The organism is Paraburkholderia elongata (genome assembly GCF_013177735.1).
GTDB lineage: Bacteria > Pseudomonadota > Gammaproteobacteria > Burkholderiales > Burkholderiaceae > Paraburkholderia > Paraburkholderia elongata.
The window spans coordinates 1-23,313 of sequence record NZ_WOEZ01000215.1 but is presented as its reverse complement, the minus strand read 5'-3'; the positions used below and the strand labels follow the sequence as shown (position 1 = coordinate 23,313).

General features: G+C 61.9%; 16 protein-coding genes and 1 pseudogene. 10 read left to right on the top strand and 7 right to left on the bottom strand.

What is annotated here, in order from left to right; genetic code table 11:
* Positions 1–7: 7 nt before the first annotated feature.
* The 6 genes from csy2 to GNZ13_RS38760 form a co-directional block, all read right to left on the bottom strand.
* Complete coding sequence (gene csy2, locus GNZ13_RS38785) at positions 8–967, bottom strand: type I-F CRISPR-associated protein Csy2 (protein ID WP_172175030.1); 960 nt, start codon at positions 965–967, stop codon at positions 8–10.
* Positions 960–2,279, bottom strand: coding sequence for a type I-F CRISPR-associated protein Csy1 (gene csy1 / locus GNZ13_RS38780; protein ID WP_172175027.1), 1,320 nt, complete (start codon positions 2,277–2,279; stop codon positions 960–962). The genes csy2 and csy1 overlap by 8 nt, the downstream gene beginning before the upstream one ends.
* 164 nt (positions 2,280–2,443) lie before the next feature.
* On the bottom strand, positions 2,444–2,590 hold the full coding sequence (locus GNZ13_RS38775; RefSeq protein WP_172175024.1) for a hypothetical protein: 147 nt from the start codon (positions 2,588–2,590) through the stop codon (positions 2,444–2,446).
* 149 nt (positions 2,591–2,739) lie between these two features.
* Positions 2,740–3,051: a high-potential iron-sulfur protein gene (locus GNZ13_RS38770; protein ID WP_172175021.1), complete on the bottom strand. Its 312-nt coding sequence runs from the start codon at positions 3,049–3,051 to the stop codon at positions 2,740–2,742.
* Between the two features lie 4 nt (positions 3,052–3,055).
* On the bottom strand, positions 3,056–3,253 hold the full coding sequence (locus GNZ13_RS38765) for a hypothetical protein (RefSeq protein WP_172175018.1): 198 nt from the start codon (positions 3,251–3,253) through the stop codon (positions 3,056–3,058).
* A 386-nt stretch (positions 3,254–3,639) separates the two neighbouring features.
* Entirely contained in the window at positions 3,640–3,903 is a 264-nt protein-coding gene (locus GNZ13_RS38760) for a pentapeptide MXKDX repeat protein (protein WP_172175015.1), read from the bottom strand.
* 730 nt (positions 3,904–4,633) lie between these two features.
* On the opposite strand from GNZ13_RS38760, the gene GNZ13_RS38755 reads away from it, so the two are divergent.
* From GNZ13_RS38755 to GNZ13_RS38715, 9 genes are all read left to right on the top strand, one after another.
* Positions 4,634–6,199 carry a multicopper oxidase domain-containing protein gene (locus GNZ13_RS38755; RefSeq protein ID WP_172175012.1) on the top strand — a complete coding sequence of 522 codons (1,566 nt, stop codon included), beginning with the start codon at positions 4,634–4,636 and terminating at the stop codon, positions 6,197–6,199.
* A gap of 10 nt (positions 6,200–6,209) precedes the next feature.
* Positions 6,210–7,862, top strand: a complete 1,653-nt coding sequence (locus GNZ13_RS38750; RefSeq protein WP_172175009.1) for a multicopper oxidase domain-containing protein — start codon at positions 6,210–6,212, stop codon at positions 7,860–7,862.
* Between the two features lie 17 nt (positions 7,863–7,879).
* Positions 7,880–16,159: a choice-of-anchor Q domain-containing protein gene (locus tag GNZ13_RS38745; protein ID WP_172175006.1), complete on the top strand. Its 8,280-nt coding sequence runs from the start codon at positions 7,880–7,882 to the stop codon at positions 16,157–16,159.
* A gap of 13 nt (positions 16,160–16,172) precedes the next feature.
* Positions 16,173–16,691 carry a hypothetical protein gene (locus GNZ13_RS38740; protein WP_172175003.1) on the top strand — a complete coding sequence of 173 codons (519 nt, stop codon included), beginning with the start codon at positions 16,173–16,175 and terminating at the stop codon, positions 16,689–16,691.
* Between the two features lie 42 nt (positions 16,692–16,733).
* Positions 16,734–17,552 (top strand): LolA-like protein, encoded by an 819-nt coding sequence (locus tag GNZ13_RS38735; protein ID WP_172175000.1) that lies wholly within the window; start codon positions 16,734–16,736, stop codon positions 17,550–17,552.
* Positions 17,553–17,578: 26 nt separating this feature from the next.
* Positions 17,579–18,418 (top strand): LolA-like protein, encoded by an 840-nt coding sequence (locus GNZ13_RS38730; RefSeq protein ID WP_172174997.1) that lies wholly within the window; start codon positions 17,579–17,581, stop codon positions 18,416–18,418.
* A 2-nt stretch (positions 18,419–18,420) separates the two neighbouring features.
* A complete protein-coding gene (locus tag GNZ13_RS38725) occupies positions 18,421–20,115 on the top strand; it encodes a c-type cytochrome (RefSeq protein ID WP_236002383.1) in 1,695 nt (564 codons plus the stop codon).
* Between the two features lie 297 nt (positions 20,116–20,412).
* A complete protein-coding gene (locus GNZ13_RS38720; RefSeq protein WP_236002382.1) occupies positions 20,413–21,828 on the top strand; it encodes a cytochrome C in 1,416 nt (471 codons plus the stop codon).
* Positions 21,829–21,972: 144 nt separating this feature from the next.
* A complete protein-coding gene (locus GNZ13_RS38715) occupies positions 21,973–22,647 on the top strand; it encodes a c-type cytochrome (protein WP_172174994.1) in 675 nt (224 codons plus the stop codon).
* Positions 22,648–22,657: 10 nt separating this feature from the next.
* On the opposite strand, the gene GNZ13_RS38710 is transcribed toward GNZ13_RS38715, so the two are convergent.
* On the bottom strand, positions 22,658–23,041 hold the full coding sequence (locus GNZ13_RS38710; protein ID WP_172174991.1) for a hypothetical protein: 384 nt from the start codon (positions 23,039–23,041) through the stop codon (positions 22,658–22,660).
* Between the two features lie 116 nt (positions 23,042–23,157).
* Between GNZ13_RS38710 and GNZ13_RS53015 the strand changes: the two are divergent.
* Positions 23,158–23,313, top strand: a pseudogene (locus GNZ13_RS53015) (c-type cytochrome biogenesis protein CcsB); the annotation flags it as partial.

Sequence of the window (23,313 nt, the reverse complement as noted above, 5' to 3'; positions counted from 1 at the left end):
AAGGCGATCAGTCGATTGCGAAGGGGGCTGAATAATGGTTGATGCAGCGGTAAATACCGTTGTCGGGGTCCGTTTCGGCATGCCAGAGTAGTTGCCGCACGTTTTCCAGTCGGTAGGGCCCGACCCATTCACCCAGCGAGTAAAGACCTTCGACGAAGCGGAACGGGGTGACGCTGTCCCGCGCGTTCCTGACTTTGCCCGGCGCATAAAGCGGCGACAACGCGCTGTAGCCGACCGGTAGCGGCACTAACCAGCCGGGCTCCTTGCGAACACCCCATTGCCGCACGTCTGGCTTATCAGGGCCGGGTCTGTCGGGCTCAATGTTCAGCCGGGATAAATCCAGCAGCGCATCCAGCGAATTGCCCTCCGGGTGCTGCAGACGTATTTCCGTCAAGCGCTCGGCCAACAGGTCCTCTCGTTGCACCAGCGCGAAACCGGGCAGCAGTTGGCGGCGCAGCTTGCGGAATACCTCAGTTTGGCCTTCCAGATTGTCAGCGAGCGGCCACCACTGCGCCGAAAAGCGCTTGCCGTCGCGAGTCGGCAGGATGCTTCCGCCCGCAACACGCATGCCTTGGGCCGTCGTTAGCAGGTCTTCAGCAAAATACTCGCCACTCCTGGCAGGCATATCGTCCTTCACCGCAATCACCAGACTGATTTCCATGTGTGCGCGGCCCTCCTCGACCAGCGCAGTGGCTCCGCCGTCCTCACCCACTGGGTTGCGCGGGAGGCGAAAAACGTGGGTTCGCAGCCCCGGCGACTGGCAAACCTGCGGGTGAAACTGATGGCAGATGATTCCAACTCCGCCAAAGCCTTTCCGCAGTTCAGAGGAAAAGTTGCGCTCAAGCGCATGGGCGAAGCCGACAAAGGCAGTGGGGGACGGAAAGCCCCAACAGATCGAGCCGGATATGGCGTTGGCGTGTTGCACCTGCAAACGCGGCAGGACCACGAGAGCAGCGGGTTCATCCATCGATGTCGATCTCCATACGAATCATCCGTAGTTCTTTTTCAAGAACGTCCGACCAATGCGCAGCCTCGGCTTGACTCATCGGCGTGCGGGGCGTAGTGAGCGTTGCAATCAACCAGTTGCCAAAGCGCCTGCAGACGCCATCCCGCCAGTCTCCACGACGACGCAGGAAAGCAAAGACTTCGTCGCTTTCCGCCCGCCATGGGTCGAGCCAGCACTGTTCATTCGTGTTCAGGCGGCAGTGCGGCTGCAGACTCCAGCCCGCTTCAAGCTCGTGCATTTCTGCGCTGAACTGCAGCAACTCATCACGGACGTAGCCGACCAGTTCGGCCCGCTTGTTGCGAATCCGGAGACTGCTATCTGCGTTTTCAGCGCTCACGCGAAACTCCCGCAGGATGCGCGTTACTTCACGGACGAGCGGGCGACGACCGAACAGACGATGAAACACACTCGCCATACCCAGTGGGGGACGTATTGGCTCGCGATGCCACGAAGGGGGCAGGGAGGGCAGGAGGTAGTTCTCCCCGTGGCGCTCGCTATTCAGCTGGCTAATGTTTTGTGGTTTCGATCCGCCGAATTTCTGCACGGCCACATCAGGGTATTCACGATAACCCTGAGGATGCGATACTCGCGCCCGACGTGCGTCCCGAGACGCTTTGGCGGCATCGGAAAAGCGGTCCTCGCGAAGCGTGTTCCAGACAACATGTGCAAGCGAGGTTGGGAAAAGTGGCGCAAGGAGATGGTACTGACCGCCCCCAAGCGGCCAATAGATCTGCTTGGCTAACTCATGTGAGGCGGGTTGACCTTTAGGTTGCGTTAATGACGCGAAAGCCGCCATCCATTGCCCTGCCTGTTCTGGACGGTCGGAAAGCGCGGCAGCGAGAGCCGGGTCGTTGCCGATCGCACGCTCCAGTAGCGATCTGCCGTCAACGACCAGACGCAGGAATTTGTAGACGTCCAGAGCAGCGGCGTTGCCCACTACGTCCGGCGGGACTTTGCCCCCGAGGGTATGAGTGCTCACGTGGAGTTCACCGACTCGTGGGTTCCCCGCCAGGCTCAAGCTTGAGCCCATTGCATCAGGGTGGGTGAACTTGAGCGCGTGCGTCACCTGCTGAATCTGAAGGACGCGGCGCGCCGCATCAGATATCCAGTTTTCCGGCAGGAAGGCCGTCAGCAATTTCTCGCGCTGATCGGTATCGTCGTCCTTGAGCTTGTCCAGCTTGGATTGGAGCCGCTCCTGTAGGAAATTTGAGATCGTCTCCCGGAGTTGCTTGCTGGAGGCCCCGAGCGAAAGCGCATAAGTGGCAGCATCCATTGCGTAAGGCTCCCTGTGGATAGCAGGATGTCCGGTCGTGTTGTCCCACGAAGGTATGTTACCCGAGGAATTGTTGTAGTTTCGCCTTCTTCTTCATCTCTTTCATGGCTTGCCGCGCATAGCGCCCGACTCCCCTCGGCCTCCAAATTTTCCGCGGCTGTTCCTCACACTTCAGCTTGCGTGTCGGCGGACTTTTGCAGCCCGCCCAGGATCAGTTCTTTCGCGCGCACGATGCGGCAGGCCTTGACCCGGCACTGCAACGTTCGCAACTGTGCCTTGGTTCCATACGCGTCCGGAACCGTCGCGGCCAACCGATCCACCAATACGTTGGCCGACGCTGAGGGCACGGTAATCAACCAAGGCGTCGTGCGGCAAACGCATATCCTCTGGTCGGCGCGACCACCATGCGATAACCCGGTGCCGCGGCAGCGCGGCGGTTCGAAACGAGGTCATTCACGCGTCACGCTTTTCTCGTGTATGCGCTGCACCAGCCTTTCGCGTTGACCTGTTTGCCGCCGTAGATCTGACAGGGTCCCGCAGCGTCGTCGGCTTTTCCCTGAAAGAACTGGCAATTCGAGCAACCCTGGCCGGCCTGATACTTAGGGTATTTCGCCTTGTCGACTTTCGTCGCATCGGTGTTGTAGCCGAGCGCCTGCGCGGTCGCATCCGAATCGGAGACTGACACGGCATCCGCCAGCGCGCCGCGCGAAAGAGCCAGCGATGACGCAAAACCAGCGGTCATGAGGATGAAGCTACGGCGGGACGATTTCATGACATTACTCACTTGATGGCAGGCTCGCCCGAACGCCTGGACGCTTATCCCTGGTTTCATTCTCCGCCGAGACGAGCAAGGCATCAGCAAAGCGTTGCAGTGCCTGTATGGATCCGTACACACTCCGATACTCCTCGGAGCCGATTCGATCGTTGAGGATGACTATCATTCCAGAGTTTGCCGTGATTTTCAGGATGTCCATGACAGTCTTCCTGTTCACCTCTCATCCGGTCGGTGCATAAGGTCAACGGGCGTTCTCCCTCACGTAGAATCCCCTTGATCCGTCCCGCCACAGAATTCAGCGATTTTTTTCAATGTCAGAACCCGGCTCCTCGCTGGGCCTCATCCAGACGAATAGGAATCCAAAGTATGGCCATGACCTTGACCAGAAATCGACGCTGCCTCAAGCAACTGTGTCTATCCCGCGTACGCGACGTGATCGATGCGCGGAGCCTGCAAGCTCAGAGCGCCAACCCGCTGTTTCTGGAACCGTTCTGTCTGATCCTTCGGGATAGTTGGCGCGTGCGCCTGTCAAGACCGGCTGGTTGTGCGGGTCGTCGCCGAGGCGCGCGCTCGCCAGGTGAACTCCTACTTCACCTCGTCGTTCTTCGTGCCATCTTTGGCCATGCTGTCATGGCTCATCGCATCTTCCTTCATTGTGTCTTCTTTCATCCCGTCCTTGGCCATGCTGTCGGCGCTCATCGCGTCGTGTCCCGTTGCGTCCGTTGCCGCGCTCGGCTGACTCGTCGCGTCTGTGGAAGCCGGGTCGTTCGATGGGCTATCGGCAGCGAAGGCGCCCGCGGTCGCGAATATCACGCAGCTGGCGAGAATGGTAGCGGTTAGCTTGTTCATGATGTGATCCTTCAGCGATTCAATGGTGAAACCGGACATTTCAAGGGGAGGCGCGCCGCCAGGGAGCGCCTCTTCCCTCGAACCCGTTGTAACCCTGGTCTTCCCAATGGCCGCCAGGGTGCGTCCTGGTCACGAAAACTGGCCGAATCCGTTTGCGGTTCCTGCAACAGCCTCATCGCTACCAGGCAGTACCCGTGCTTCGTCGACTTGCCGCATTGGGCCTTTGCTATTGCGCGCATCGAACGGAAGGCCGTGTGACCACGGATTGCGGATGGAGCGGCGCGAGCCCGGTACTGTTTCCTCATTCTTGCGTCCGCAAACGATGAAAAGCAGTAGGGATCCCCGCCGAACGGCATGGGTAAACACCCGACAGTAGAAAAAGCGAAAGGGGAAGTGCCACGCTTCGTTGCACCCGGCATTCGCCCCCTGTCTCTGCAAAAAAGCCGGCATTTGCCGTCCCGAAACCAGGACCGCGTCGTTTGCGCCGCCAGGCAGAATCAGAACGGACGTTTGAACGACAGCGCGAAGCGGCACCACGATGCCGTCAAAAGCATGCTCCGGCCGATCTGAAGAATCTCGCTGGGTTGCCACCTACCGCAAGTGTAGGGAGGTGACCCATCGCAGGCTCCGTCGCGTATCTGCAGAATCCAGATTACGGGTCAGTGTGAAGTCGTTACCGGCCCGACGTCCAGCGCGTATCGCGCTGGCTGACCCCTGGGCTGGAGGTCATATGTTCAGTACCCGCGCATTTCTCAATAGTGTTGCGACACTGTTGTTACTGTTGTTCGCCATTCCTTCATTCGCCCAGTCGTTCCGGGTGCAATGCCCGCCAACCACGCCGGCGCATCCGACGGCGCTGCCGCCCGGTACGGGGGAGCCTGCCTACACCCGGCCGTCCTATACCGGACAGACCTCCACGTCGACAGGCGTCATCAACGGCGCGATCAAGTGCCAGCAGATCTCGGGCGGTGATGGTTACGCCACGATGGGTAACGGCGTGCAGACCTACCTGTTCGCTTTCGGTCCGTTGTCCGGGCTCGCCGACATCGAGGCTGGTAATCCCGGCACCGAGTTCGCCTCGGTGTTCAACACCGTCGGCGATCCGAGAACGGACCCGACCTACAACGGCGCGGTCGGCCTCGTGCCCGATCCGGATTCCTCGCCGCCGGGGCTGCTGACCGGCCATGTCGATCCGCGGCCGATCATGGATATCGGCGTGATGAACGGAAACGAGCCGGCGCCGACGATGGCGATCGACGAGGACGACGAGTTCTTCCTCACGCTGACCAACGTCGGGATGATCATGCGCCCCGACCTGTTCGAGAGGCACACGGTGCACTTCCACGGCTATCCGAACGCCTCGTCGTTCTATGACGGCGTACCGGACGCGTCGGTGGCGATCAATATCGGTGCGAGCTTCACGTACTACTACCTCGCGCCGGATGCCGGCACCTACTTCTGGCACTGCCACATCACGCCGCCAGAACACTTGCAGATGGGCATGGTCGGCCAGATCTTCGTGCGGCCGCGCCAGAACCGCGTTCCCGGCGGCGCGTCGCTGTACGCCTCGCTGCAGCAGCAGCAATTGGATCTGCGCACGGCGTGCGGCAACGACATCCTGTGCACGACGCCGCCGCCGCCGAAGAACAGCGTGCTCCATGGGAACAACAAGAGTAATACGCCGACGCTCTACGCGTACAACGACGGCGACGGCTCGACCGCCTACGACGTCGAGTATCCGGTTCAGATACATGGTTTCGATCCGAACTTCCACTTCGTGGGCATGACGTTCAATCCGGAGCCGTTCACCGACATGAAGGACAAGTTCTTCATGTTGAACGGCCGAAGCTATCCGGACACCGTGAATCCGAACGCGCTGTCGACACCGGCGGCGGACGGCGTGGCGCGCTTTTCGCAACCGCTGCCGACGCTGATCAACATTCCGGCCGGCGGCAGGGCGCTGCTGCGGATCTCGGACCTCGATGTCACCGAGTATCAGACGCTGGCGTCGCTCGGCATTCCGATGCGCGTGGTCGGTGTCAACGCCCGCCTGCTGCGCGACATGTCCGGCAACGACCTGACCTACAAGACGAACTCGATCACGATGGGCGGCGGCGAATCGATGGACGTGATCCTCGACGCCAGCGACACGACGAAGTATCAGCCCGGCGCGATCTATTACCTGTACACGCCGAATCTGGATCACCTGGCCAATGACCAGGAGAATTTTGGCGGCTTGATGACCGAGGTCCATATCTGCCATGCGGTGGATCCGACCACGAAGTCCTGCACCTAGGAGAAGAGCCGTGGCCCACATTACTCACCACACATGGCGCGGGGCGCTCGCGCAGCTTGGACGGCTCGCGCGAGTCGGCGCGGCGATGTTCGCCACGCTCGTCTGCATGCACGCGCAAGCCGCCGCGCCCGGCATCACGGGGACGCACTTCGACCTGAGTGCCGAGGCGAACCGCATCACCCAGCCCGACGGCGCGAGCATTTATTCGTGGGGCTATGGATGCCGCACGGCGCCGGCCGGCTTTTCGCCGTCCACGATCGCGGGCGCGAACTGTCCGAGCATGCAGATTCCCGGTCCGACGCTGATCGTGAAGCAGGGCGACGTCGTCACGGTGACGCTCACGAATAACCTGCCTGCGGCGGCGGGCAACACGTCGATCCTCTTTCCCGGATTCCAGGTCTGCGCCGCAGTGCTGAACCCCGACGGGACCTGTCCTGCCGCGCTCACCGGCTCGCCGGGATTGCTGACGCGCGAGGCGGCCCCCGGCAGCACGGTAACGTATAGCTTCGTCGCGGCGACCGCTGGCACGCATGCCTACTACAGCGGCACGCAGGGCGATCTGCAGGTCGAGATGGGACTGTTCGGCGCGATCATCGTCTTGCCGACCTCCTCGCCCGGCACGGTTGCGGTACCTACTGGTTGCCGTGCGGTCGCGGCGACGCTGCCGGATGGGCAAACGGACTTCCGCAATGCCGGCGCGGCCTATAACCACAGCGCGGCCTGCTACGACCGCGAGTATCTGTTCCAGTTCTCCGAAATGGATCCGCGCATCCATGCGCAGGCGGAACAGCAGGCGGCGAACGCGTGCACGGCGCCGAACGGCTGCATGACCGTCGAGACGGAGCCCTATCACCCGGCCTATTTCATGGTCAACGGCCGCTCGATGCCGGACGACATGGACCCGAACTACGCGGTGCAGTATCCGCATCAGCCCTACAACGGCAATCCGCACATGCACCCGGGGGAACTGGTGCTGTTGCGGATCATCGGCACCGGCCGCTGGCAGCATCCGTTCCACGAGCACGGCAATCACGTGCGGGTGCTGGCGCGCGATGGAAACATGCTGCTCAGCAAGACGGACCCGACCAAGGTGGCCGGACCGCTGCTGTTCACGACGACCACGACGCCGGGCCTCGCGATGGACGGAATTTTCTACTGGACGGGCAGGGGCCTGAACTGGGATGTCTACGGGCATAAGCCCGGGGACGTGTACACCGACACCGCTCCGCAATTCGCGGCTTACCTTGGCAAGCCGGTCGTCTGCATCCCGGACGTGAACGGCTACTACACGGCCGACCCGCACGCGCCGAACTACTACGAGTGGTGCGCCGATCACGGCAAGGCGCTCGAAACGCATCCGTTCGGCAACGTCGCTAGCGGCGGGCCGGTCACGCTGCCGGACTCGCACGTGCTGACGAACGGCTTCTGGTACGGCGGCAGTCCTTATCTCGGGCCGGACGCGACCATCCGCGCCACCGCCCCAACCGGGACCACGCCGCCGAGCGGGACAATCGCGAATCCACCGGCATCAGAGGCAGGTTTTGCATTCATGTGGCACTCGCATAACGAGCGCGAGATCACCACGAACAACATCTTCCCTGGCGGAATGATGATGATGATGCTCGTCGATCCACAAGCATTCCTGATTGACGAATCCAATTAGAGGCGGGGAGAAACGCGATGAGATCCACCAACTTTAGGGCGACGCTCTTCGACTTGCTCAAGGCAGGTGTCGCAGCGTCCATTCTGCTGACGGCCAGTGGCGTCTCTTTCGCCCAGGTCGTCAATCTGACAGCGAAGGCCACCATTGCCACGTTGCCCGACGGACAGTCTGTGCCGATGTGGGGCTACAGCTGCTCGGCGGCCGCGACGTTGCCGGCCACCTGCGCGGCGGCGAATCCGGGCGCCGGCGCGAACTGGTCGCCGGTGGTGATTACCGTGCCGTACGGACAACCGCTGACGATCAATCTCACCAATAACCTGCCGGGCGCCGTGCCGACCTCGCTCGTGATCGTGGGACAACTGGGTGGCGGTCTGGGGACGACGGCGACGACGATGCCGAGTCCCCCGCATCCGACGCAAACCACGACCACCTGGCCGATTGCCGTCACCGCGACCGCCCCGACCGGCGCGTCGTTCACGCCGCCCGCGCAGGCCCCGCGTGTCCAGTCGTTTGCGACCGAGGTGGCGACAAGCCAGACAACGCAGCTGATCTGGAGCAGCACCAACCTCAGCCCTGGTACCTATCTGATCGAGTCGGGAACGCATCCGTCGATCCAGGGGCCGATGGGGCTTTACGGCGTGCTGGTGGTGAAGACCCCGGTCGGCGGCAGCGTGACCTGCCCGGTGGCGTCGCAGACGTACCAGGCTTATCCGAATGTCTGCTATGACGCGGACGTGCCGCTCGTGCTGAGCGAAATCGATCCCGTGCAAAACACCGCGGTCGCAGCGGCGGTGACGATGCAAGGCTTTAGCGAAACCAAGGTGTGGTCGGGTCAGCCCGGCGGCTGCGGCGATTCGAAATCGACGTCGTTCGGCACCTGCTATCCGCCGACGGTGAATTACGATCCGCGCTACTACCTGATCAACGGTGTCGCCTTCGACCGGACCAATGCCGGCGGGTCGTCGTTTGCCGCGTCCGCTCCGGCAGCGACGGGCCAGGTGCTCCTGCGTTTCGTGAACGCGGGGCTGCGGATGCACGTTCCGTCGGTAGTCGGTGCGCAAACCGGCAATCCTGCTGTTTCCGGTTTCTCGCTGATCGCGGAGGACGGCAACGTATTGCCCGGCAGTGCGCGGATCCAGTCGGAAGTGTTTCTGGCGGCCGGCAAAACCTACGACGTGCTGATGAACGCACCAGCTGCGGGCGCAACGGCGCTGCCGGTGTTTGACCGCGAACTGAGCCTGTCGACCAACAATCAGCGCGACGGCGGGATGCAGGCGTATGTCAGCGTCAATGGCGGCGCACTGCCGACGGCGGGGGCGGCCAATCAGAATGGGATCGCCAATCCCGACAAGTACTTCCTGGTGGCGGGCAACACGTTGACCGTTTCAGACCCGGCCAAGGGCGTGATCGCAAATGACGTCGGCGTGTACGGGGTGAAAGTCCTGACAGGGCCAACGGGCCTCGGCAGCTCACTCACCTTGAATCCTAACGGTACGTTTACCTATGTACCGGGGCAGAACGTTCTCTCAGACTCCTTCACCTATTGCGGTAACGGCGCCACCAGCGGACCGCTCTGCACCACCGTCAACCTGGCGCAGTGCACGACCGCCAGCGGCTGTCTGTCTGGCGCGCCGGTGGCCAACAACGGCAGTTACACCAGCAACATCGCGTCGCAGTTGCAGATCGGCGCTCCCGGCGTGCTGGCCAATGCCAGTGATCCGGCCGGGCTGCCGCTCACCGCGGCGCTTTCGGGTGCTGTGACCGGCGGAAGCGTCACGCTGAATGCGGACGGATCGTTCACCGCCACACCGACGGCGGCGCCTGTCGGCAGCACCAATGCCAACCTGATTTTCCAGTACACGGCAAAGAATTCGCAGGGCACGTCGAGTGCTGCCGCGACCGTGACGGTGACCTTCAAGGGCGGTAGCGGACTCATCGTCAAGGTGCTGGACGCGCCAAGCACAGCGCCGGGCAAGACGCCGGTTCAGCTCACCGACTACCGCTGGATCATCGAGGAAGACCGCACCTTCCAGATCGATCCTGCATGCCAGACGACCGCGTCAACGCGTCCAACGACGTGTCCGCCGCTGCCGGTTCCCAGTCTCGGCGCAAACTTCCACACCAGCTATATGCCGGTGGTGGCAGCAGGCTGTGTCGGCAAAGTCGCCTGCGAGTCGGGGCAGACCGTGTACGACCCTGGGACCAAATCCCACTTGCCGGCCGTGTGCGACATCGGCAACGGCGTGTGCCGCACGAGCTCTGCGCAACAGACGCCGGTCGATCCTGGCCAGGTGTCGCTCGATCCGACCAAGCACTACTACATCTCGGTCTTGCCGGGCGATGCGGGTAACACCTTTGCGAATGGCGGGGGCAGTCCGCAGCCGGTCAGCGGGCCGACGAGACAGTTCGATATCGCCACGGACTGCCCGACAACCGCGGATTTTGCGCCGGGCACGGGCAAATGCGGCCATACCATGGGCGGCGCGCCAATCGCAGCCGGACAGAAAACCGTCAGTGTGCTGGTGCAAGAAACGCCGGTCCCGACAGCGAAGGTCTCGGTGTTCGTCTTCGAGGACGACGCCCCGCTCAACGGAGAAGTCGACGTCAGCGGCGGAACCGACGCGTTCGGTACGGCACGTGAGCCCGGACTCGGCGGATTCGAAATCAAGCTCTGGGACGATGCAGGCGGCACCGGCGACCCGACTGGACAGATGAGTTACGACATGTTCAACATGCCGCTGTCCAATTCGTTGCAGGGCACCAAGGATCCGGTGACGGGGCTTGATGCGTGCCCAATATCCCGGCAGGCGGACACATTCAACCCGGTTACCGGACAGCTCACCAGCAGTGATGGTATGGTCGGCATGATTCCGACCTGTCCGAAATACGAGTCGGATGGCAAGACGCTGTCGCCGCTCGTCGGCCAGGCCATCATTGCCAACCTGATGCCCGGCCGTTACGGCATTGTTGCGACGCCGGCGGCCGACAGAATCGGCCGCGGCGAGGAATGGCTGCAGACGAACACGCTGGACGGACAGAAGGGCCACGACGCTTTCGTCAAGGTTGGCGGCCCGGCGTACTTCCAGGAGTTCGGACCGGCGGGCTTTCACGTCGCGATCGGCTTTGCCAATCCGAAAATCATCAATGCCCGCCTGCCGATCGTCTGCGCAGGCAGCACGACGTGCACCAACGGGCTCAAGGGCAGGGTGACGAACCTGCACTACAGCCGTCCGCCGAACGAGAACCTCTACGGCAGCGGCTCGCGCACCTCGCTGGGTTTCACGCAGTGCTATGTGAGCGTCGGCGATCCGGACGGAGAAGATATCGCCTTCACGAAGTGCGATGCTGACGGAAAGTTCAGCTTTACCGGCCTGCCCGCGGGCACGTTCAGAATTACGATCTTCGATCAATGGAACGATCAGATCGTCGATGGGCTCGCGACGGCGGTCCAGCTGGCAAACGGCCAGACCGTGGACGTCGGGGATCTTTCGGTGCTCCAATGGCACACGAATCTCTATACCCGGACCTTCATGGACCTGCACGGTACCGGCGTCTCGACGCCGGACGATCCGGGGGTCCCGCTGGTTCCAACCAATGTCCGCTTCCGCGACGGCAGCTACTCGAACTTCAACAACACCGACCCGAATGGCTACGCGACGTTCAACGAAGTGTTCCCGCTGTTCAACTGGTACGTCGTCGACACCGACGAGACCCGCTTCAAGCAGACGGGCGTACACGTGGTGTATGACGCGGGCGGTCCACCCGACGGCACGCCCGGCGGGGGCAGCTCGACCATTGCCGCCAACTATGCCAACACGCTGGAATCGGCAACGGCGCACCTGCCGTGGAGCCCGGGCATGAACCTGCGGGTGCCGGGGGCGGTGTATTGCAACGATGCGGACTGCAAGGAACGCTCGGGTACGAACCCTTCGACCGGCCGAGTCGATCCGCCGTGGGTGACCACGATGGGATGGCAGGGCTTCTCGGGGCAGAGTTCCTTTATCGAGTTCGGCAAGGCGCAATTTGGGGAGAAGGAAAACGGCGGTATCAGGGGCGAAGTGATCTATGCGTCGACGCGGCCGTTCGACGATCCCTCGCTGCTGGTCCACACGAAGTGGACGCCTGATGTGCCGAATGTCACGGTGAACCTGTATCAGGAGGGCACCGCGGCCGACGGCACCACCAGCCTGACGCTGGTGGATACGACGAAGACTGCCAGCTGGGACGATTGGGCGCAGGGCTTCCGCTCCGACGGTATCCCGAACATGAACTGTCCGGGACAGGAGACCACCGATCCGTTCTTCTTCACGTTGAAGGACACTCCCCAGTGGCTCGACCCGAACAAGACTCCGTTGCCGGCGCATTCCCAGTTCAAGTGCTACGACGGCATGCACGCGTTCAACCAGCTGCAGCCGGCGCCGTACGACGGGATGTACAGATTCCCCAGCGTGACGGGCCGGAATACGACGACCGGCAAGCCTGTCTCGACGAACTGCAAGATCTGCGTGGCCAATCCGTCGGGCGACGGTACGCAGATGCTGCCGGCCGGCAAGTATGTGGTCGAAGCGATCATGCCGCCGGGCTACGAACTGGTGAAGGAGGAAGACAAGAACATCCTGATCGGCGACAACTACATTGCGCCGGTAACGCAGCAGTTCGGCGGCATCGGCGCCATCTTCATCCTGCCCGACCAGGCCGCGGTGAATTCCACCTATAACCAGAACAATGCGCAGAATCCGACCACGAATCTCGGATCCGTCACGTACTCGCGGGGTGAGGGCGACACGGGCACCATCGAAATCTCCTGGCCTTGCGTCGGTGCGCTGCGCATCGTGCCCGATTACATCAGCCTGTTCCCGGGCTCGCAGGAAGTCGCGCCGTTCGCGGGCGCCTCGCGGCACCTGTGCGACCGCAAGGAAGTGACGTTGACGAACCAGATGACGGTGCAGGCGAAGTTCTGGATCTTCAGTTCGACGCACGTCGCCGCGCACTACACCGGCTTCATGCTGGATGACTTCTCTTCGGAGTTCGATCCGTATTCGCCGCAATTCGGCGAGAAGTTCGCGGTGCCGAACGTGCCGGTTTCGATGAAGGATTTTGCCGGCAACGAAGTGGCCCGCGTGTATGCGGATCAGTGGGGCATCTTCAACGGCTTGAATTATTCGACATGGCAGGTCAACCCGCCGAACCCGACCGGTTATGCGCCGACGATGATGGTCGCCTGCATGAACGATCCGGACATGCCCGATCCGGCGCATGCCGGCCAGACGATCCGCGATCCCCTGTTCAACCCGGCGTACAGCCAGTTCTGCTACGAGATTCCGTTCATGCCCGGACAGACCCAGTACATGGATACGCCGGTGGTGCCAGTCTCGGCCTTCGCGGAAGGCTACGACCAGCCTGACTGCGCGTACCCGGATCTCACGCCGGCGATCGCCAGCGTGACAGGCGACTCGTTCGGCACTAACGGCGCGGGACCGTGGATCAGCGCGCTCGGCGTCGGCCACACGCTGACGATCAAAGCGCCGCTGATCGACCAGCCGGTACCGAACCATGCCTACACGGGTCCGGGCGCGACCCAGACGCCGTTCAACCAGAAGTTCATCACGCGCCACTATGGATTCGGTGCGCAGAAGGGCTCGGTGACGATCGGAGGCGTGCCGGCATTCGTGAATTCATGGACCGACAAGCAGATTCAGGTTACGGTCGTGACACCGCCTTCGTTCTTGCCCGGCGTATTCCCGCCGTCGAGCTGCGCGATCCAGCAACGCAACCAGCCGGCTGCGATGTGCGGTGAACTCGTCATCACGGCCGCCAACGGCAAGCGTTCGATCGATACGGTCACCGTCACGATCGGCGGTAAGCCGCCGACCTACGTGAATGGCGAGAACGCCACGAGCAATGCGATCCAGAAGGCGATCGACTACGCGGCCCCGGGCGACATGATCGTCGTCGGTCCGGGCGTCTATAACGAAATGCTGCTGATGTGGAAGCCGGTCCGGCTGCAAGGTGTCGGCGCGACGTCGGTGACCGTCAACGCGAACACCCACCCGTCGGGCAAGATGGACGCGTGGCGCAGGGAGGTCAACTGTCTGTTTGGCGACGCATTGAACGGTGGTTTGATCTCGGCGAGCAATCCGTTCGATCCGAACAATCCAAATGCCTGCCCGGCGTCGATGCAGCGCAAGGTGGATACGATACCGTTCGAACCCGCCTCCGGATGGGATTTCAACCTCAACGGCAATCTGGCTGAGCTGCTGATCGAGCCGACGCTGATGGGCGCGTATGAAGGCGCGGCCATTACCGTCCTCGGCAAAGGCGTGAAGGACGTGCCGCTGGGCACCGCCGACCCGAACTGCGTCGCGAACGGCATCTGCACGCCGCTCACGGGCCCGACCCTGTTCCAGCCGAACCCGCCGGATTGCACGAACTACCCGAGCAACTTCCTGTGCAATCCGTCGCGTATCGACGGCATGAGCTTCACCAACAGCTCGCAAGGCGGTGGCGGGATCTACCTGCACGGCTGGAACCATTACACGGAGGTCTCGAACAACCGTGTCTTCGCCAACGCAGGGACGCTCACGGGCGGCATCACGGTGGGCCAGGTCGAAACGCCGGACGGGACGATCGCCGGAGACGGCGTCACGCAGTTGCCGTTCCTGTTCAACCAGCATGTGAACGTCCACAACAACGCGGTCACGTCGAATGCTTCGTACGGCGACGAAATCAACTCGACCACGCCTTCGTCAGCGGGCGGCGTGACCTTCTGCACCGGTGCCGACTACTATCACTTCAACTACAACTGGGTCTGCGGCAACATGAGCAGCGGCGACGGCGGTGGTGTCGCGCACTTCGGGTTCAGCTATAACGGCGACATCTCGCATAACTGGGTGCTGTTCAACCAGAGCAACAACCCGACGCTGCCCACCTACGGCGGCGGTGTGATCGCCCAGGGCGTGCCGCCCGACGGCACGTTCTGCGAGAACGCGACAACGGACGTCGATTGTGCACCCCAGCTTTCGGATGGCATTGGCCCGAAGCTCGTGATCGACGGCAATCTGATTGTCGGCAACACGGCGGAAAGCGGCAAGGGCGGTGGCCTGCGGCTGCAGAACGTCAACGGCACCGATGTGCAACGCAGCCCCAGCAACTCGAGCGCGTGGTATTCGGTTCGCGTGATCAACAACATCATCGCGAACAACGTGGCCGGTTGGGCGGGAGGCGGTGTCTCGCTGCAGGATGCGGTGGCCGTGAACTTCATCAACAACACGGTCGTCTCCAACGACGCGACGGCTTCCGCAGGCGTGCTGTTCAACACGCCCGCCGCCGCGCAGGCCAACGTTGGGCCGCCGAACTGTACGACGGTGGGATCGGAAACGACGTGCCCCCCGATCACGACGTCGAAATACCAGCCGGCTGGACTGGAGACCGCGGCCCACACGACGAACTTCATCGCCGCGTTCACCAATAAGAGTGTGGCATGTCCGGCGGGGCTGCCCAACTGCACGACGTTCTCGAACCCGGTGCTGACCAATGATCTGTTCTGGCAGAACCGCACGTTCTATATCAGCGTGGGAGGAAAGAATCCGAACATCGCGGGCCTGCAGAACGCGGTCACGTTGAATCCGTCGTTGAATCAGGCAAACAAGGGGACAGGCTATTGCGATCCGACTGCGGTCTATTGGGACATCGGCGCGTTCGGCGACACCTCGGCCAGCAACCGTCAACCGACTTTGACGATGAGCCCGAAGTACTCGATCCTGACCGACGCCGGCGACTACCCCGCGACTGCGCACAACAGCCTGATGAATCCGGCGGTGGTGCACCAGTACTGCAACGGCTCGCGTGTACCGCCGGAAGCGGGCGGAATCGGCATCACGGTGCCTCCGGGCATCGCGGATACGGTTCTTCCCAATCCGCTGTTCACCCTGATGCCGTCAGCGACGCCGGATGAAGGCAACCAGTGGATCAACATGTCGTACGGACCACTGTCGCTGTTCAACGAAGCGCTCACGTCGGGCATGGCCGGCTATGACGTAGTGCTGGGCAACTACTCGATCAAGGCCGGTTCGCCTGCGATCAATAACGGCACGTCAGCCGGTGCGCCGGATCACGACATCTTCGGCACGCGGCGGCCGCAGGGCGCAGGATACGACATCGGTGCAGTCGAGGTCGTGCAGCCGACCCTGCTTGGAGGCACCACGATCGATCCGCTCGCCTTAGGGAGCCAGTTGAGCGGCCCGCTCGGCCTGTTCCTGGGACTGGTGCCGAACCTGTCCGTAACACCCATCCGGTGAGGGGGGCGTGGCAATGAAACTTCGATCCCCCTTGACGACGCCGGCGGTGCGGTTCGCGAGCAGCGTGTGTCTGGCCGCGGCCCTGGTTCAGGGGGCCGCGGCCGGGCAGAGCGCACCGGCGGCGCCCAGACCGCCGGTTGCGTCCACGCTCAGGCACTCGCCGTATTTGCCGGTGAATCTGTCGCAGCACGCGAAGACCTACTACGGGATGATGAAGGGCATCGATAACCTGAGCGTGCGTAGCACCGCATCGGGCAATCTGATTCGCTTCAGCTATCGCGTGACGGATCCGGTGGCGGCGCATCTGCTCGGCGAGAAGACCGCGACTGCGTATCTATACGGGCAAACGAGCCACGCGGTGCTCGAGATTCCGGTGATGGACAAAGTCGGGCCGTTGCGCCAGACCGGTCCGCTGGAACCCGGCCAGGAATACTGGATGGTGTTTTCGAACAAGGGCGGTCCGATCAAGGCCGGTGAGCGCGTCGACGTCTTCGTCGGTTCGCTTCATATCGACGGACTGATCGTCGAATGATCGCGGCACAGCGATCGACAACATAAACAGCGGAGGTGACTCATGACCCGGTTTCTTTTGAAGGCAATCTCGGCGGCTTCCGTGGCCGGTGTTCTGGTAACCGGCCCGGTTGCGTTCGCGGCCTCGACCGCGGGGACGGTTCAGGCCGCGGCGGCGAGCCACCTGAGTGCGGCGCAGATCGTCGAGCATAACGTCGCGGCACGCGGCGGGCTTCAGGCCTGGCACGCGGTCAACACGATGACGATGTCGGGGCAGATCGAAGCCGGCGGCAAGAAGAACACCAAGCTGCCGTTCACGATGACGATGAAGCGGCCGCACAAGAGCCGCTTCGAGGTTCGCTTCAACGATCAGACGGCGTTTCAGGTCTACGACGGCGCACAGGGCTGGAAAGTGAGGCCTTTCCTCGGACGCGATGAAGTCGAGCCCTATACGCCTGCGGAGGCCAAATCGGCCGCGGTATCGGCTGAACTGGACGGGCCGCTGATCGACTATGCGAGCAAGGGCTCGCGGGTCGAGGCGCTGGGCATGGAGCAGGTGGAAGGGCATCGCGCGTACGTCCTGAAAGTGACGACGAAAGACAATGCGTCACGCCGCATCTGGATCGATGCAAGCAGCTTTCTGGAATTGAAGATCGATGGCGAACCGCGCAAGCTCGACGGCAAGATGCACGACGTCGCCATCTTCTATCGCGATTACCGGAAAGAAAGTGGGCTCGTCGTGCCGCACACGTTGGAGACCGTTGTCACCGGTGGCAAACAGCCGCACAAGTTGACGATCGAGCATGTCACGGTGAATCCGCCAACGGACGACACCCTGTTTGCGAAACCGCAACTGGCCATGGCCAAAATGCCGAGCCACTAGCCAACATCCGCGCGGGGTCCACGGCCATGACACGAATCGCATTGTGGGTGCTCGTCGGCTGCCTGACGGCGGCCGTGTACGCGAGCGAGCAAATACCGGAGGGGCACGATCTGAGCGCGGACCAGATCGTCGAGAAGAACGTTGCCGCGAGGGGCGGCCTCGACGCGTGGCGGAAAGTCCAGACGATGGTCTGGGTCGGGCACGTGGATAGTGCGAATTCCCCTGCTCGGGATCTGCCGTTTATCCTCGCGCTGAAACGTCCGAACAAGACACGTTTCGAGATCACCGTGCTCAACCAGAAGACAGTCCGGGTATTCGACGGCAGAGAAGGCTGGAAGGCGAGCCCGAGCGGCATGGGCAGCGGGAATCTGCGGCCTTACACGATGGACGAATTGAAGTCCGCGCATGATGAGCAGGTCATCGACGGGTTGCTGATCGACCATCAGGCGAAAGGTATCGATGTCACGCTCGACGGTACCGATAAGGTCGACGGACACGATGCCTACCGCCTTGCTGCGAAGCTGCCCTCCGGCCTGATCCGCCATGTGTGGGTCGACGCTAAAACCTTTCTGGATGTGAAGTACGACCGCAAGGCGCGGAGCGCTCGCGGCGAGCCGGTCACCGTGGAAGTGAGTTACAGCGACTACAAGAACATCGACGGGTTGCAGGTACCGTATACGATTGAAAGCGGTACAGCGGCTTCCGGAACGAGGGACAAGCTGACGATAGACAAGGTATCGCTCAATCCACCGCTGGACGATGTGATTTTCGCCAAGCCCGCCTCGCCGGGACGGCGCAGTTCGGTATCGATCGACGTCGACGCCTCGCCGCCGGCGCTTCGCGCCATGAACCGGCCGACCCCCTAGCCATGCATCGCGCCCGGGTCAGCCGAGACGCCATCGCGCGGGCACGGCCGCTCGCGTCGCGCACGCTCGTTCAAGGCGTGTTGCTCGCCGCGCTGATGGTGCCGGTGGGCAAGGCGAACGCTGCCCCGTCAGCGCCGCCGGTGACTACAACGAGCACGGGGGAAGCGATCTTCCAGAAGGGCGTGCTGGGTTCGGGCGAACCGCTTGAGGCGATGCACGACGGTGGCGTGAACCTGCGAGGCGCCGCAGCGGCCTGCATGAACTGCCATCGGCGCAGCGGCCTTGGCTCCAGGGAAGGGAATAGCAGCATCCCGCCGATCACTGACCGGTATCTGGTGCATCCTCGCGTAGAGAGTCCCGAAGAGTTCGATCTCCCGTACGTTCCCAGCATGCGCACCGATCGCGAGCCCTACACCGATGCGACGATCGCAAGGGCGATACGCGAGGGGCTCGATTCGGAGGGCAAACCGCTCAGCAGTCTGATGCCGCAGTACGCGCTGAACGACGCCGACATGGCAGCGCTGATCGGCTATCTGAAACGCCTCGATCGACGCAGGTCAGCAGGTGTGACGGACACGGTGCTGCACATCGCGACGATCGTCACACCCGATGCGGACCCGGTGAAACGGCGCGGCATGCTCGATGTGCTCAAACAGTACTTCGATGACAAGAACATATTTCCCCTCGGCGCAACGCCGCCGCTGCGCGCGTCGCGCAAGATGATGTTCATGGTCAATCGCCGCTGGGAGCTGCATGTGTGGGAGCTGAGCGGCCCGCCGTCGACGTGGCATGAACAGTTGAAGCGCCTTCTGGTGGAGCAACCGGTGTTTGCGGTGCTGTCGGGACTCGGCGGCAAGAACTGGGCGCCGGTCCACGAGTTCTGCGAGCAGGAGGCCGTGCCGTGTCTCTTTCCCAACGTGGAAGTGCCGGTTGAAACCGACCAGGATTTCTATTCCGTGTATTTCTCGAAGGGCGTACTGCTCGAGGCGGCGCTGCTCGCGAGGCGGATTCTCGATGAAACCCGTGGCAAACCCGTGCAAGCGACGACAAGGGTCTGGCAGGTCTATCGCACAGGCGACAACGGCGAGCGGGGGGCACAGGCGCTTGCCGCCGCGTTGAAGGGCCATGGCATCGCAGTGTCGAACCGCGCTCTGGCGCCAGGCGACAGCATCGCGCGCTCCCTGCACGGAATGTCGCGTGCGGACGTGCTGGTGCTATGGCTGCGGCCGCCCGACGTCGCGGCGCTCGGGCGTTTGCCACCGCCTTCGGACACCGTGTTCATGTCGGGGCTGCTGGGCGGGCTCGATAGCACACCGTTGTCGGCGAGCTGGCGCGGCGTCACGCGCCTCGCGTATCCATTCGACTTGCCGGACGGACGGCGTGTCCGTGTCGACTATGCGTTCGGCTGGTTCTCGATTCGCAAAATCCCGATGGTCGCCCCGCAGGTCCAGGCGGACACCTATCTCGCGTGCGGCCTGCTGGCGGAGACGCTTAGCCATATGGTCGATGCGTTCGAGAGGGATTACCTGATCGAGCGCATTCAGGACATGCTTGAACGCCGCATTCTGACTGGCTACTACCCGCGCCTGACGCTGGCGCCGGGACAGCGCTTCGCGTCGAAAGGCGGCTATATCGTCCGCTTTGCCGAGCCGGAGCGAGTCAGGCTCGTTGCCGATGGGGACTGGATGGTGCCGTGACGATGTCGTGAGACGAGGCGTGGAGCGGCGCGCAAGAACTCACGAGATGTCATGGTCTGCGCGGTCGGGAGCCTCCCCTACCGCAAGAATAGGACGTTCACCCATGTCGTTTCCCGTCGACCGTTTGCACAATGTAAGCGTGGCGAGAGGCACACATGCCTCATCGGGATGGGTCACCGCAGTTGCAAGACCTTTTTCTCATTTCGCTTGTTGCCGTCAGACGCAACGTAGTAACGAAGTCATTGACTTTTGCCGCCGTTGGTAAATGTGTGAAGCACGGCGCAGGGAGGGATAGCCATGGCAAAGACTATTATCAGTATTCCTGCATTTCATCAGATGCTTCGCTGTGGTTGGACGGCAGTCTTCGTGGCGCTTTGTCTATTCCAGGCTTCTACCGCACACGCTCTGCCCATATTCGCACGTCAAACAGGACAAAGCTGCGTGGCGTGTCACGCCGGCGGGCAGTTTCCCGAACTCACGCCGTATGGACGCATGTTCAAGCTGAACGGATATACGCTCGGCGAACGCACCATCCCGCTCGCTGTGATGGGAACAGTCGATGCGACGAAAACCAGGCACAACAATGACGCTAACGGGAATCCCATCTCGCCCAAAGACGGCAATCTGACATGGGATGCGGCCAGCATTTTCCTCGCCGGGAAGATCACCGACAAGATCGGCGCGTTCGCTCAATATACCTACACGAACTACGATCACCAGAATGGCGACGGCAGGTGGATCGGTAAATGGGCATCGGACAACACCGATGTCCGTTACGTGGAACGGATTATCGGCGAAGCGAGCGACTTCATACTGGGCGTAACGTTGCACAACAATCCGACTGTGCAGGACGTCTTTAACACCGCGCCTGCATGGAGCTACCCCTACCTCTCTTCGTCGACGAGCGCGGTTGGGTCCCCGCAGTTTACGCCTCTCATCGAGGGGGCATTGGCGCAGCAGGTCGTCGGCATTGGCGGCTACCTGTACTGGAACAAGATGGTATACGCCGAACTGACCGGGTACAGCACCGCGGACGGGATCTGGTCGTTTCTGAGCCACGGCAGCAAGGCCGGAGACCTGGCCCACCCGCAGACCTATCTGAAAGGCTACAACCCGTATTGGCGCCTTGCGCTGACTCGCGAATGGGGCCCGCATAACGTCATGCTGGGGACGTTCGGGTTGCTTGCCGACGTCTATCCCAACGATCCAAACGCTTTCCCGATATTCACGCAGGGTGTGACCCGCTATCGCGATATCGGTGTGGATGCGCAGTATCAGTACCTGCTGGAACCCCATACGATTACCGCACAGGCGCGCTACGTTCACGAGAATATCAGTGATCCGAATAATTTCGTTTTAGGCGATAGCCAGTCGGCAAATCTCAAATCGATGCTGCTGAAAGCGTCGTACATCTATCAGGCCAAGTACGGCGTGAGCCTCGCTTTCTTCAATGTGACGGGCAGCACCGATAGCGTGGCTTACGCAGCAGCGCAAATTTCACTCCTAACACGCAGGGCTGGATGCCGGAGATATTCTGGATTCCTGTGCAAAACATTCGCGTTGGCGTGCAGTACACGCATTTCACCAAATACCTGGGCGCCACGACCAACTACGACGGTAACGGGCGCAACGCAAGAGACAACGACACGCTGTTTGTCTATTTATGGGCCGCTTACTGGTGACATCGACGCCGGCGTTTCCCACTCAAGTTAGTCGTACTTGCCCCTGGAATAAAAGGAAGGTGCCTTGCGTTTTTGCAGTATCGGCGGAAGCGAGGGCGTTGAAATACGCACTGATTGCGCTGCGCTTTGTCGCGCAGCCTTTAAGGGCGGTAAGCGCAGTTTGGAGGTTCGTGACATGAACAAGTTGGCGCAGTTCATCTCTCTTGGGATGTTGCTTGCCGGGTCGGGTTGTCACGACCTGGAACGGTCGAGGGCAGTCGATAACCCGTCTGTCCCCGGAAAGACCATTGCTCTGCAGGTCTGCTCGAACTGTCATGGCGTGAACGGCGTTTCGGTATCGCCGGTCTTTCCCAAACTGGCGGGGCAACGAAAGGAATACATTGTCGATCAATTGACGGACTTCAAGACGCATGCCCGATCAGACCCGAACGCCAAGAGGTTTATGTGGGGCTTTACGCACCTGAGCGAGGTGCAAATCGACGAACTTGCCGCGTATTTTTCCAGTCAGAAGCCGGCTCTGGGTGAATCCGGCGACCAATCGCTCATTGGCGAAGGGAAAGCGATTTTTGTGTCCGGGTTGCCGGACAAGGGCGTCGCGGCATGCGTTTCGTGTCACGGCCAGCATGGCGAGGGCATGAATCAGTTTCCGCGGCTCGCCGGTCAACACGCGGACTACATCGTCAAGCAGCTATTGGTTTTCCAGCGCGACACCGCTCAAAGACCTCGCGGTGAGGTCATGAAGGCGGTCTGCGGCAATATGTCGGAGCAGGATATGCGCGCCGTAGCTGCCTTCGTGGAAGCGTTTCCTCCAGAGACCGAGGCAGCGGCCAACCCGCCGGCCGAGCAATGAGCAGGTTACCTTACCCGTCGCTGCGCCCGTGGGCGTGGCGATTCAGAGTCCAAGCCGTCCGGCTGGTCTGTGCAACGCGGATGAGCCGTTGCACGGCAGCGGCGCCTGCAAGAACGCCTGCGTCATTGTTGAGATTGCCTCGAGTGAGCGCATCAGTAGCGACATGGCGAAAAGTTTGCGCACCGTCTCCCCCCGGCGGGCGCTTTTTTTTCAATCTGCAGTGGAAACTTACGGAAGGAATCGGGAAGCGGGCGCTCATGGCAGCGATGGTTCTCCCGGTCACGTCCGGCAGCGCAATTGTGGGGCGGGAATCAGCACTAAAAGACCGCGTTTTGGGAGGCAGGCGTCGAACGATGCGATGCTCAATGCGAGCGTGGAAGTCAGTCAATTGCATGCGGACGGCATCCTGTCGACGCGATCTGCCCAACGGTGAGGACCATGAACCTGACACGATCGTCTCTTGATGCCGGTGCGCCGGACCCAGCGCCTGTGCTTAAGTGGGATGTCTCAATGACCGCGGCTCAAACGGTGGATCTGCTTGACGAGCGCCCCTTCCTGAAGCGCCTCGGCATCGTCGACTGGCTGTTCGCCGTCGTGATGGTCGCGGGCGCGGGGTTCGCGCTGTCGCGCTATTACCCGTTCATGAACTACTACGACAAACTGGTG

Coding starts and splice junctions, on each gene's coding strand:
- csy2 (WP_172175030.1), bottom strand. CDS start 967: ATGGATGAACCCGCTGCTCTCGTGGTCCTGCCGCGTTTGCAGGTGCAA.
- csy1 (WP_172175027.1), bottom strand. CDS start 2,279: ATGGATGCTGCCACTTATGCGCTTTCGCTCGGGGCCTCCAGCAAGCAA.
- GNZ13_RS38770 (WP_172175021.1), bottom strand. CDS start 3,051: ATGAAATCGTCCCGCCGTAGCTTCATCCTCATGACCGCTGGTTTTGCG.
- GNZ13_RS38765 (WP_172175018.1), bottom strand. CDS start 3,253: ATGGACATCCTGAAAATCACGGCAAACTCTGGAATGATAGTCATCCTC.
- GNZ13_RS38760 (WP_172175015.1), bottom strand. CDS start 3,903: ATGAACAAGCTAACCGCTACCATTCTCGCCAGCTGCGTGATATTCGCG.
- GNZ13_RS38755 (WP_172175012.1), top strand. CDS start 4,634: ATGTTCAGTACCCGCGCATTTCTCAATAGTGTTGCGACACTGTTGTTA.
- GNZ13_RS38745 (WP_172175006.1), top strand. CDS start 7,880: ATGAGATCCACCAACTTTAGGGCGACGCTCTTCGACTTGCTCAAGGCA.
- GNZ13_RS38740 (WP_172175003.1), top strand. CDS start 16,173: ATGAAACTTCGATCCCCCTTGACGACGCCGGCGGTGCGGTTCGCGAGC.
- GNZ13_RS38735 (WP_172175000.1), top strand. CDS start 16,734: ATGACCCGGTTTCTTTTGAAGGCAATCTCGGCGGCTTCCGTGGCCGGT.
- GNZ13_RS38730 (WP_172174997.1), top strand. CDS start 17,579: ATGACACGAATCGCATTGTGGGTGCTCGTCGGCTGCCTGACGGCGGCC.
- GNZ13_RS38725 (WP_236002383.1), top strand. CDS start 18,421: ATGCATCGCGCCCGGGTCAGCCGAGACGCCATCGCGCGGGCACGGCCG.
- GNZ13_RS38720 (WP_236002382.1), top strand. CDS start 20,413: ATGGCAAAGACTATTATCAGTATTCCTGCATTTCATCAGATGCTTCGC.
- GNZ13_RS38715 (WP_172174994.1), top strand. CDS start 21,973: ATGAACAAGTTGGCGCAGTTCATCTCTCTTGGGATGTTGCTTGCCGGG.
- GNZ13_RS38710 (WP_172174991.1), bottom strand. CDS start 23,041: ATGCAATTGACTGACTTCCACGCTCGCATTGAGCATCGCATCGTTCGA.